This window comes from Bacillus sp. J33, from assembly GCF_000518885.1.
Lineage (GTDB): Bacteria > Bacillota > Bacilli > Bacillales > Cytobacillaceae > Cytobacillus.
Genome location: NZ_JAEL01000072.1, coordinates 1 through 11,830, shown reverse-complemented (window position 1 = coordinate 11,830; position 11,830 = coordinate 1). Strand labels below are relative to the sequence as shown.

Below are 11,830 nucleotides of genomic sequence, written 5' to 3'. Positions count from 1 at the left end.
ATGAATAAACTTTGAGATAGAACATTTAATAGAAAAGAGGTTATGATTTTGAAAAAATTAACGAATAGGTTATTGAGACTACATAAATTTAAAGGAACTCTCCTTATATCATTGTTCGCTCTAATCATGCTAGCTGGTTGCACGAACGCAACCACTTCTCCTGCTTCCCCGACCCAACCGGAAACCAATGAGGAAAAAGAAACTCCCATAGAAGAGGCGTTTACCCAACTTGAGAGTAAGTTTGACGCCCGCCTCGGAGTTTATGCGATCGATACTGAAACGGAAAAGAGTATCGCCTATCGAGCAGATGAGAGGTTCGCTTTCGCTTCCACTTACAAGGCGCTAGCTGCAGGTGCAATGCTTAAGCAAAAATCTCTGAATGATCTTGATGAAATCATCACTTACACGAAGGATGATTTGGTCACATATTCACCGATTACAGAGAAACACGTAGATACAGGGATGTCACTGAGAGATATTGCCGATGCTGCTATCCGTTACAGTGATAATACAGCAGGAAACCTACTATTAAAAGAATTGGGAGGTCCTGCAGGATTTGAAACGGCACTAAGGGAGATTGGCGATAAGGTTACAGAGTCTGATCGGTTCGAGCCTGATTTGAACTTCACGGTTCCGGGAGACTCCCGTGACACTAGTACCCCGAGAGCACTAGCCACAAGTCTACAAGCATTTGCGGCTAGTGACTTGCTTCCTTCAGAAAAGCGGGCACTCATGACCGATTTGCTAGTTGGGAACACCACTGGAGATACATTAATCCGTGCCGGTGTACCTGAGGGCTGGGTCGTTGGTGATAAGAGTGGGGCAGGAACTTACGGAACACGAAATGACATTGCCATTGTTTGGCCACCTAACAGTGATCCAATTATCATTGCCATTCTATCTGACCGTAGTACTGAGGACGCAGCTTATGACGATGCTCTTATTGCAGAGGCTGCGAAAATCGTAATAAACGCTCTAAAATAAGGCGAAGCCATACCCGTATATATCGTTATCGTGGCTGCTCTTACTTAGTTGTTATTTTTGCACAACTAACTTTAAAAACCCAGCAACCTTCATGTGAAGATTTGCTGGGTTTCTCAATTGTTTATTCAAGAATATGGCCCTTTCCATGAAGAAAACGCATCTCTTATTCAAGAAATGCGCCCGATTGCGGAAGATTACTATAGCTTCTATTAAGTTAATTAAATAGCTAGATTTTCTTCTGGATTCTTGTCAAAAACCTGTGAACCCATTCATTAAATTAATCTTGTACAGCTAGCTTCACATTCTGATTTCTCATTCCAAACCCTAAAGCAATTGCAGCGCCAATGCAGCTAGAAAAGCAACCAGCAAACAAATACAATGATGGATCTGACTCACCGATCAAAACAGAAGCTATCCCTCCAATTGCCGGGAAAAGTGCAACCATATAGCCACTTTGGGCTCCTCCAATTTTTTCTACAAGCTTCAAATAAAATAACCATGCTGCAAATGAAGCAACCAGGGTTAAATATATCAACGCAGATAAGTATGAAACCGATGTTGGAAGTATAAATTCTTGTCCTTGAAATAATACAATTACTCCCATCAATATACTGCCGACTGAAAATCCAATTGCATTTGCATAGATAGGATTAACCTTCTGCCTTGCATTTCTTGCTGAGCTGGCGTCACCTACTGCTGTAAGAATCGTACCTAAGATCGCAACCATAATTCCTTTTATATCATTAAACCCTTGAAAATGGTTTAAAGTTGGATAAATGAGAATACATACGCCCAATACACCTAAAATTCCCCCAAACAAAACCCGTGAATGTAACTTTTCTTTCAAAAAAATCCGGAGAGCAATCGGGGTCAAAATCACCTTTAACGAAAAAACCAATGTTACAATTGCGGCGGAACTCAAAATTGTAGCGTAATAAAGGCATAGGTAGCTTAATGCAAAGTTACATATACCAAACACCATTACAAATGGGATATCTTTTCTTGTTGGCCTCCCCTTTGGTTGAAGGTACCAAACAAGAAGCAAAAATAAAAAGGCTGTCATAACTAAACGATACGTTAAGGATAACTCCAAGCTGACTGGAGTTCCTTGAATTTTTACCGCAATAAAGTTCAGTCCCCATACAATCAAACAAAATATGTACATAAATATTGTCATTAATTTTCCTCTCTCTGCCGTTCTTCTCTTTGTTTAACGTACACTAAATAAATGTAGCAAAACTCATCATTTTTGTTCATAAAATCTTCTTTGTTACTCAGCAATATGGCCCTATTCAGGAAGGACGCCTTCTTCAAGAAGTGCGCCCTTTTGCTGAAAACTCAATTAATAATAACCATCAGCATTTTCCCTGTAGTTGAAGTGCATCCTTCATAAACTATAATTTAGACTGTCTTTATTGTTTTGTTATCACTTGTTAAACCTATGAAATTGATGATTAGAATATAAATAGGAAAAGCCATCAATACTCCTATCGCAATTAGACCTGTACCAGGACTAGGCACATCCCCTCCATATGTTGTCGAGAATAAAGATGCGATTATATATATAAAGAGAACAAAATAGGGAATCCAAAGGATAATTGTCCAAAAGTTAGATTTTCGACCTTTCATCCATTTTGTTGTTAGGAAAAAGAGCAAGGTTGTACCAAATATAAATTCGATAACAGTAGTTACGCCACTTAAAGCAGTTGCTGTACCGATATTCCAACCCGTCATTCTACTAATCCTATATACATTAATCATAAGTTCGAAAGGAATAAGAATCATTAGAGCATATAGAATACTGACCAGATTTAATTTAATAAAATACTTCATTTTAAAAATCCCACCAATCAATTCTTAATCAACTTATGCTGCCATTAATTGAGCTACGTAAAGAGAAAGAAGACTGTTATGACAGCCCTCATCAGCTCAGTAATTGCGCCTGATTGCTGAAGATTGAAGAATGCAAATGAGCTGAAAAATGGCTTTTTAGTTTTTAACTAACGTTTAGCTGAAGAATAAAATCATCCAAAAATCTGTGCAGCTATTCCATATAATGTTTTATTACTTGGTGGTAATTGCTTTGAATTTTTAATCATTATAGGAGGTTGACTTACTTTTACGAAACCACATTTTTCTAAAAGCGACATAAAATCCTCATTCCCTGATGGAATATCGATTCTTAATTTACCTTGATGATTGTTAGCTAATTTATCAATTAATAAAGACGCTGTATAATGATCAGGTGCTACAATGGGGCCAAGTATAAGATTTATAGGTCCTAAAATAGACAAACCATACCCAATGATAGTTCCATCTGGACTTTTGACAACTAAAGACTCTTTTGCCTGGTTAATACGGTTGATAAGAAAAGTCTTTCTTTCTTCTCCAAATGCATCCTTATCTAACTTTACAACTTGAGATAAATCTCCATTACGCATCGGGATTATTTCAACATCCAAAACATCGTTTGATTTCATAGAGAAATAGTTGTCACAAAGATATTTATAAACACTGTCTATAGAACTAAACCCCATACTTTCATACATTGGTTTTCCTTCCTCTGTTGCAATTAGCATAACCATGGTATTGCCAGAAACAGAATCTAAACATTTTTGTGTTACTTTTCTTCCAAGTCCTTTACCTCTGTAATCCTGATGAACAATGACCATACCAATAGATGCCAAGCTTGACCCATACGGAATAATTGCTGCACTAGATACTATTTTACCGTTTTCTGTCTTGTGTCCGTAAACTTTGCCAGATGACATCACCGTTTGAATATCATCTTTATCATAGTCCCATCCAATAGATGAAGAAAGTGCAATTAATCCAGGTATATCCTGTTCCTCAAGTGTTACTAAATTAGTTATAGTTCTTTCTGATACGTTCATTTACAATACTCCTTAAATATTAAATTTTTACCCGATTTCTTTACAACTTATCTTTCACTCTTATTAAATACCTTAGAGCTTCGATTACTTTCTAATAAATCCTTCTATTATTCAACAATCTGGCCAGATTGCTGAAGATCTTAATATAAAAGAATCAATGCTTCACCACTATTTCTCCTTGTGCTAACCTCCCCTTTGCTTAATAACGTATACAGTATGAAGCATCTTACATCAAATGAAGTTTCCTTTAACCCAAGAAAACCCCTTGTATATATAATCATGGAAATATTCTGTTTAATAATCCCATGAATACTCTTTCATGCGAAAATGGCAACAAAGCGGCTTTCGTTCAATATATTGGCTATTGTAAGTCTAAAATATAGCGCTTCTATTCATGGGAGGGATTTCATTAAAATGAAAAAAATATGTTTCATTTTGTTATTTCTTGTTATCGCTTCATCCTGTTCCACAAAGGAAGAAACTGAAGGCTATAACATCACGTCTATTGAGGAGGCTGCTGAAAAAACGACATTATAGAAAAAGCTCAAGCTGCTGAGGGGGAAATCCAAAGCATGAAGACAATAACGATATTAACTCAACACTTTACAGGCGATTCAATCAATGAGAAAATCACAATGCAAGTTGATAATAAATTAATGTTTGATCCGCTTTCTTCTAGTGTACATGTCTTGATGACCACATTAGGTCAAAGTGAGAAATTTGCCATGTATTCTAATGAAGATGCTGCTTATTTTTACAGAGAATCCGAACACTGAGAATGAAGCTTGGCAAAGGCTTCCTGACACTTGATCACGAAGAAATCACCGCAGATTATAAAAGTACCACTTCTTTCATCAATTATGATATTTTACTTGAACATATAGACGAATTAATTGTGAATGAGGTTGACGGTGATATATATGACAAAGGGTATTATGAATTGATCTTAAATGGAGACTCTAACATCTATCATGAATTACTTACTCAAGATAATTTGGTTAATACAGCCGAGGAGCGAGCTTCTGTCGAGGAGTTTTCATTTTCGGTAAAGCTCGAGAAGGATACGGGTCAACTCATCGATTTCGATACAAAGATGACCGGTACAGTGGATTTCGAGGGAGAAGTTATTAGCCTTTTTGAAACCATGACTTTATATGTTGAAGGCATTAATATATTTGAAGATGAAGATGAAGACTTTTTAGTTCCAATCGGAGTCGAACGGTATATTGAAAATAATGAATAAACATTTCGGATTAACTCGATGGTATTGCTCTAGCCAGTTATCTTCTCAATGAAGATAACTGGCCATTGTTTTAGGTAGTTAGTTAAATTTTAACATTCTCTTTTCCAAACTACTAGATTAAAAGAACTCGCTCATAAAATAACAAAAATCTATGTCAGTAATTGGAAACGAACGATTGCAGTCGTGATCTTATTTTCAACGCTAATGGGATTGTTGATGAAGTGAATCAGCTGAAGCTTATTATGGGCGCTATGCAGAAGGAAAGGAGGTATCACACGAAAAGTGTTTACTACAAGGGGTAATATTAAAAAATCATCTTCTTTAATAATTGAATGCCAGCTTATTTCAGCAGCTTTTTGAGGTTGAATCTTTTAGGTTCAGCTCTTTTTTACCCCTTTATCAAGATAATTTCCAATTTTGAGGATCATTTTGCAGGCTTTGAATCTTTTTTTTGCAACTTCTCCCAAGAATTTTGCAACTTTGAATAATATTTTTGCAACTTCATCATATTTTCTTGCATCCGCTAAAATCTGACAAAACTCGATTATTTCGCCATTTACTCATTTATAGAAAAACGCCGCACCACCGCGGCGTTTTCCCAAGACCAATATTATTTAAAAATCAGCACCTTACCAACAGTGCCGTCCGCACTCTCACCGACAACGCGGAATTTCAAGCCGGTCGTTGGCACTTTTCGTCCTGCATCAACAAGGCCTTTGTTGCTGTAGTCAGCACTGTCATCAAATAACGGATTACGCATTGTAAAGTTATCCCTCATTGTTAACCCATTAATGCTTGAGTAATCTAAGAACATTTTACTGGATTTATTCAAACTAAATGCGGCATCATTCAATTGATAGCGCGCAGCACCGACACTGCCATCGCTCCAGTAGTTTGTATGTTGGTCAGCATCAACTACGCCCAGGAAGCCTTCTCCAGGATGAACGCCTGTCCAGTTGTTATCAAAGGAATTGTCCACATACCAAACAACTAAACCTTGGTCATAGCTCATAAGACTTGCACTGCGACGGATATGCGCCAAGCCGGCATCGATGTCATTATGGCTTCTCCATTCTAATAAGTAGTAATTATCAGAATAGAATTTCCCTTCATCCTTAGTAAAGCCGTCAAATGTAAAGGCAGAATCTCCTTCAGCATTATCAGATACAAGTGTGTTTCCATCAACTGAAATCACAATATCATCAACATAGAAGCCTGGCATCGCAACTGCGACATCTGTCCAATAATTGAATTTCACTTCAATTTGCTTACTCGCAAATTGAGATAGATCAAACTCTGCATCTACCCAGCCGTTTGAATTTCCAGTAATTCCATGGCCTGGGTTTTGTTCATTTGGATTTGCTACAGTTGTAATGTTACCTTGTACTGTCGCCCAATCGCTTGTGCCCGCTTCTCTGACTTGAACAGACGCGTAATCCCAATCCGTTTCAATATCATACCATGCTTTAAATGTCAGCTCGGCATTTGTCGCTTTTGTTAAATCAACTGACGTTGTCATTGAATGGTCAAGCTCATCACCGCTGCCGCTGAAATACTCATATTTTCCGCTTGCCGGTGTGTTGACAACCGTTTCTTTATCAGGCAGATTGATTCTTACTGCATCGTTATTCGTGCCCTTTGTAACAGCTTCGTCTAATAAGACGGTTGTTCCTTCACTTGTTATCTCTTTTTCCCCAATCGTTGTTCCTGTTAACCAGTTGCCGCCATGGGCTGCCTGTAAATATTCTTTTGCATATGGGCTGAATCCAGTCGGCTCTGTACCTGGGATTTTTCCTGCCCAGCTGCCCGATGACATAATCGACCAATAGCCAACCGGCTCACCCGCACCGCTGTAAATTGTGTCGTACTCATCTGGAAGCCCAAGGTCATGGCCATACTCATGGGCAAACACGCCTGCCGCCCCATCCTCTGGTTCAATCGTATAATCCCATGCCCCTAATAAGCCGCCGAAGCGATCGCTATCAGATGTTGCACCTGGCACAGCGACCGGTCCTGTGCCCAGCTTAGAACGGTGTGACCAAATCGCATCCCCTGCAAGCTTGCCGCCACCTGCTTCCTCACCAACACCAGCATGGATCACCATTAAGTGGTCAATAATGCCATCCGGCTCTGCATATACGCCATCACCATCATAATCATCACGATCCCATTGATCATATTCTGTTAAATTAACGTTCGGATCCTGGGCAGCTTTTTTCAGCGCCTCATATACTAATTGACGCGGGCGCGCATCATTGCCGTCAGGTGCAGGATCATTTTCCCCATAATATTTTGCAGGATGGTCTGCTGTATACCAGCCGGCAACCTCACCCTCAACCGTATAGCTGCCGCCTGATTGCTTTTCATAGTATTGCTTCATCGAAACAAGATTTTCACCATTTGGACCTGTATAGCCATCATCGCCAAAAATCATATCCTGGAAGTGGGCAAGTGGATAGTCCTCATAAAACATATCTGTTTCTTCTTTTGTAATTGAGCTATTTTTATAGTCTGGAAAATCTATCGCAAGGACAAGAACCTTATCTTTACGAACTTCACCTGTATAATCCTCTTCTACAACTGAATCAACCGTATCGGCTTGTCCAAGCTTATTTCCTTTACCCTTTTTTAAGCTTTGCTTTACCTGATCATTAGAACCTTCAAGCTCCTTTATCGGCTTCGGCAGCTTGTCCTTTGACGAAGTGACTTTATTTTTTCCTTTCAGATAGTCCTTTAACGCTTTTTCTGCTTGAGCTGGAGTCGCATTTTTAGCAAGCTTCCCCTGCTTTTTGAGCATTTCAATTAATCTCTCATCATTTGCAATGCCCAAATCAACTGTTGCACCAAGAGATGGTGCTGTTGCTCCCTTAAGCACTGTTTCTGCTGCCGCCTTTTGAACAGGCGTAAATGCACCAAAAGCAAACGTGCTTACCCCAAGTGCGACTGCCATTGCAGTTTTTATCATTTTCCCCTTCTTCAACCAAATCTCCCCTTTATCTTTAAAATAGATATACCCTAACAAAATCTATTTCACCTTTCAAAATAAGGAGTCCTTTCCAAATTGTAAAAACGAGGTAATAGTCCCTGATTATTCTACTAAAATAGTACTTTCGACCAAGGTTAAATCAGTCTATTCCCCTAGTTTTCTTACATCACCTATGAGCATCGTATGATGCCCGTTATTTCATAATGCCTGGTATATTTTTTGATTCACTTTATCTAATTTATGGATAAACTCGTCATAACTCATATGGTTAGATAAATCATCATCATGCGGTGTCCCTCTCTGCGTTTCATAGGAGATAATATCCCAATAAGGGGGATGGCTAAAGGTAAAGTCATTCCCTGTTGGAATATCATCTCTTAACGCATTCCAACCATTATTCAAGTCAAGATGAACTCTGTTTGAAATGCCTAAATCAAGGGCGACTTTTTTCCGTTTCCGGAACCGCTGATGTTGGGTTATAAAAATGTTTGATCAAAAACACATCTTATTTTGTTGATTTTCCAAATATAAAAGAGCCTGCTTTTGAAAAAAGATTGATCAAAACAGGCTCTTTAAATATTTCACGAGGACGATTTTTATAAAAAAGTTTGATCATTTTCTACCTGTGTTGCTTAACAATCGCGCCCTTTTGTTGAATAGCAACATTATTCTTCATCTTGAACAAAACTCAATTCGTTTCCATCTAAATCAAGAATAGTAAACTTTCTACTACCATAGGCAGTACTAAATAGTTCCTCAATTACTTCAACTTTATCTTTTATTTGACTCCATATTTCATCTACGTTATCGACATAAAAGTTAAAACGCCCATGTGAAGGGAAGTTTTCATTCTCCATTATTGCAAACATTGCCCCGTCTTCATGTTCAAAATGAGCATAATTTGGTTTTTCCAGGGGCCAAGTTGCAGCTACCTTAAACCCCAAAGTATTTCTGTACCATTCAATAGCTTTTCTTAAATCTAGTACATTTGCACGAACATGTTTTAATCTAGTTTTCAAGATTCTCTACTCCTTATTAGTCTAACCTATTTAATTCTTTCTCTTTCCATTAAAACCCTTCTGCATAATTGCGGCCATAAGAAAAAGCGCCTTCTTATTAGAATAGCGCCCGATTGCGGAGTTCATTGCTTATACCTTATTCAAGATAAGCACCCCGTTAATTCAATAAGGAAATACACAGTTGACCTATAATGCACAATTAAAAACCGCAGGAAATGAGGTTTAAAGTAAGGCTATATTTCAAAAGGGAAATAATCTCTTTTTCTTAAAAATTCATCTATAAGGAAAAATAATAATGCAATGTAAGTAGCTATAATCATTAGTGGACCGAGAAAAAAGAAAGAAAGCAATCCGAATCCAATATGCACTAAAAAAGAAAGATAGAAACGATATTTCTTAACATTTGCTGTTATTAAATCTGAGAATAACGAAACAGGTATTCCATAAATAAAGCTTCCCAACAAGCTATATAAAAATATAAGAATAATGACAGTAAAATCAATATTTGGTTCCGTTATTAATGCCTTTATATCAAGAATGAACAACAAAAAGGTAAAAAACAAAGAAGTATAAAGTGCAACTTTACTCTTTCTAATTACGAGTGGAGTTTTGTAAAGATTTTTTCTTACCTGTGGTAAAAAAGTTAGCCCAACAATTCCTAGAATAACTTTTATATGTATAGATTCTACGCCTACCCAGATTATGAAATAGATTAGTGTAAAAACCGATGAATATAAAAATAATTTATACATGGCTGATCCTCTTTTTATTTTAAATTATAACAAAAATGAGTTAATTATAAATGAAGTTTATTGGGTAGTTCGACCAAACTGTCCATCAAGTCTTCTTCAGCTAACCTCTTTTGTTGAATTAGAAAAAGCCGCCTGGTTTGGCAGCTGATCTTGAGCATAAGCACCCGTTACTTTAAGTGTATAACTTCACAATCTAGCTTTTTATAAAGGTTCCTGTTCCATTACTAAATAAAAAAAGGAATTGCCGTAACCACTAAGAAAAAGCTACCAATAATGGCAGTTGAGAAATTTTTATATTTATATTTCGTATTGACTTTTAAATTCAAAAATATCATCAACAGCTTGGTGATATCCACCCGATTTTTGAATGGATTCCTTTATAGTTGAAACAGCTTTATGGAAAGATGGGTCGTTTAACACATGAGCTGCGGCTTCACGTAGTTGATTTGCAGTCAAGCCTTGCATTTTTAATTTAATACCGGCTCCGATATTGGCAACTTGTTGAGCAATAATCGGTTGATCCGCGCTTTGTGGGATTACAATTAGTGGAACCCCGTAGTAGAGACCCTCATTGGTACTATTCATTCCGCCGTGTGTGATAAATAATTTAGTGTATTTTAGCACTTCCGTTTGTGGAACATATTTTTTTACAATGAAGTTTTGAGGGATCTCTCCTAAATCAATTAGTGGGGTTTGTTTCCCGATCGACATGACAACCGTGTGATTGCTATTTCCAAATGCTTCAAAACAAAGCTTATAAAAATCAAGGGCTTGGTTAAAGACAGTACCCAGTGAAATATAAATTGGTCTTTTTCCCTTGATAGCCGTAAGGTCAAAGTTTTCTTGAATTAATCGTTTAGAGATGGATGGACCTATAAATTTGTAAGTTTGGTCGAATGCTTCTCCAAAAGGTTGAAACTCCCTAGGTGTATAAACGATTGTAAGCGGTGCAGGATTACAAAAAACTTCGTAAGGAGATTGGATCTCGACATCATATTTTTCCTTCACCATTGCCGTCAGGCTTTGATATTCACGGTTTATTTCTTTAACCACTTCCGTGGGAATGCCTTTAGAAAACTGTTCCAGCATTTTATCGAATGATTCCTTTGTCTGCGCAAAGGAAGTACAAGAATTGATTGCTGGAAGCTTAAGGATTTGAGCAAGTAAACGTCCACAACCAAACATAGAATCATGGATGATGTAATCAAAATGTTCTCCTTCAATCTGTTCAAGCACGCTAGGTATGACAATATCTGCCGTATGTAAAAGACCGTTAATTCTTTCAAGTAAATAATTTCTTCCACCCGAGATAAAGGCATTTATAAATTTCTGACCGTCCAATGTTCGTACAGTAGCTCCCGCCTTCTCAATTTGCTCTCGAAAAGCTTCTATCGTAAAGTACACTACCTCTTCGCCGCGCGAAATAAGCTCCTGTACAATTCCAATAGTTGGATTGATATGTCCTTCTGAACCGGCATTAATAAATAAAACACGTGCCATTTCTACCACTCCTTAGGTAATTCTAAATTGTGTAAGAGTAAGGAGCACTGTCCCAACCCTTGCCAACTCTAATAATGAATTGAATTTATCATAGTACAATACTTGAAGATCTCAAACTTTTAATCACCCTTAGAGCAATTCCTTCTTCAACTAAACTGCCATTTTGTTGAATAAGAATAAAGTAGGGAAACCATTCTCATGGCTTCCCCCTTATCAAACCGCACGTGCCCTACTAAGGCATACGGCTTACCCATATGTTACAATGATTATCAAGATGATGCGTTCCAGGCATTCTGCATCTTTTCTAGACGGCGAGGAGTATAATACTCCTTGCCTTTTCTTTTATGTCTTTCTTTTGTTCTTCGCTGTTTTTCTTTTGAATTCTTCTGTATATCTTCGATATACTGCTCGAGGGAGTAGCCCAAGGTTTTGTGTAAGTAAAGCCAGTAAGT

The 11,830-nt window shown here is 37.6% G+C and carries 12 protein-coding genes and 1 pseudogene; 4 read left to right on the top strand and 9 right to left on the bottom strand.

What is annotated here, in order from left to right; genetic code table 11:
• Positions 1 to 42 precede the first annotated feature (42 nt).
• On the top strand, positions 43 to 984 hold the full coding sequence (gene bla / locus L634_RS0119070; protein ID WP_084028945.1) for a class A beta-lactamase: 942 nt from the start codon (positions 43 to 45) through the stop codon (positions 982 to 984).
• Positions 985 to 1,261: 277 nt separating this feature from the next.
• On the opposite strand, the gene L634_RS0119065 is transcribed toward bla, so the two are convergent.
• From L634_RS0119065 to L634_RS0119055, 3 genes are all read right to left on the bottom strand, one after another.
• On the bottom strand, positions 1,262 to 2,161 hold the full coding sequence (locus L634_RS0119065) for a DMT family transporter (RefSeq protein ID WP_026583816.1): 900 nt from the start codon (positions 2,159 to 2,161) through the stop codon (positions 1,262 to 1,264).
• 224 nt (positions 2,162 to 2,385) lie between these two features.
• Positions 2,386 to 2,817: a hypothetical protein gene (locus L634_RS0119060; RefSeq protein WP_026583815.1), complete on the bottom strand. Its 432-nt coding sequence runs from the start codon at positions 2,815 to 2,817 to the stop codon at positions 2,386 to 2,388.
• Between the two features lie 191 nt (positions 2,818 to 3,008).
• Entirely contained in the window at positions 3,009 to 3,878 is an 870-nt protein-coding gene (locus tag L634_RS0119055) for a GNAT family N-acetyltransferase (protein ID WP_034262906.1), read from the bottom strand.
• Positions 3,879 to 4,292: 414 nt separating this feature from the next.
• On the opposite strand from L634_RS0119055, the gene L634_RS34700 reads away from it, so the two are divergent.
• From L634_RS34700 to L634_RS0119040, 3 genes are read left to right on the top strand one after another with little or no spacing between them, the layout of a single operon-like run.
• Entirely contained in the window at positions 4,293 to 4,415 is a 123-nt protein-coding gene (locus tag L634_RS34700; protein WP_269521623.1) for a hypothetical protein, read from the top strand.
• Between the two features lie 35 nt (positions 4,416 to 4,450).
• The gene (locus tag L634_RS0119045) at positions 4,451 to 4,654 is read left to right on the top strand and encodes a hypothetical protein (protein WP_026583813.1); all 204 of its coding nucleotides are present in this window, start codon (positions 4,451 to 4,453) and stop codon (positions 4,652 to 4,654) included.
• Positions 4,655 to 4,656: 2 nt separating this feature from the next.
• A complete protein-coding gene (locus L634_RS0119040; RefSeq protein WP_026583812.1) occupies positions 4,657 to 5,121 on the top strand; it encodes a hypothetical protein in 465 nt (154 codons plus the stop codon).
• A 610-nt stretch (positions 5,122 to 5,731) separates the two neighbouring features.
• Here L634_RS0119040 and L634_RS0119030 read toward each other — a convergent pair.
• The 6 genes and pseudogenes from L634_RS0119030 to L634_RS34395 form a co-directional block, all read right to left on the bottom strand.
• Entirely contained in the window at positions 5,732 to 8,101 is a 2,370-nt protein-coding gene (locus L634_RS0119030; protein ID WP_026583811.1) for an immune inhibitor A domain-containing protein, read from the bottom strand.
• A 204-nt stretch (positions 8,102 to 8,305) separates the two neighbouring features.
• Positions 8,306 to 8,509 carry a hypothetical protein gene (locus L634_RS33485; RefSeq protein ID WP_198029795.1) on the bottom strand — a complete coding sequence of 68 codons (204 nt, stop codon included), beginning with the start codon at positions 8,507 to 8,509 and terminating at the stop codon, positions 8,306 to 8,308.
• Positions 8,510 to 8,772: 263 nt separating this feature from the next.
• Positions 8,773 to 9,126: a VOC family protein gene (locus L634_RS0119020; protein ID WP_026583810.1), complete on the bottom strand. Its 354-nt coding sequence runs from the start codon at positions 9,124 to 9,126 to the stop codon at positions 8,773 to 8,775.
• Between the two features lie 233 nt (positions 9,127 to 9,359).
• Entirely contained in the window at positions 9,360 to 9,878 is a 519-nt protein-coding gene (locus L634_RS0119015) for a hypothetical protein (protein ID WP_026583809.1), read from the bottom strand.
• A gap of 297 nt (positions 9,879 to 10,175) precedes the next feature.
• Complete coding sequence (locus L634_RS0119010; protein WP_026583808.1) at positions 10,176 to 11,378, bottom strand: macrolide family glycosyltransferase; 1,203 nt, start codon at positions 11,376 to 11,378, stop codon at positions 10,176 to 10,178.
• Positions 11,379 to 11,647: 269 nt separating this feature from the next.
• Positions 11,648 to 11,830: pseudogene (locus L634_RS34395) on the bottom strand (group II intron reverse transcriptase/maturase); the annotation flags it as partial.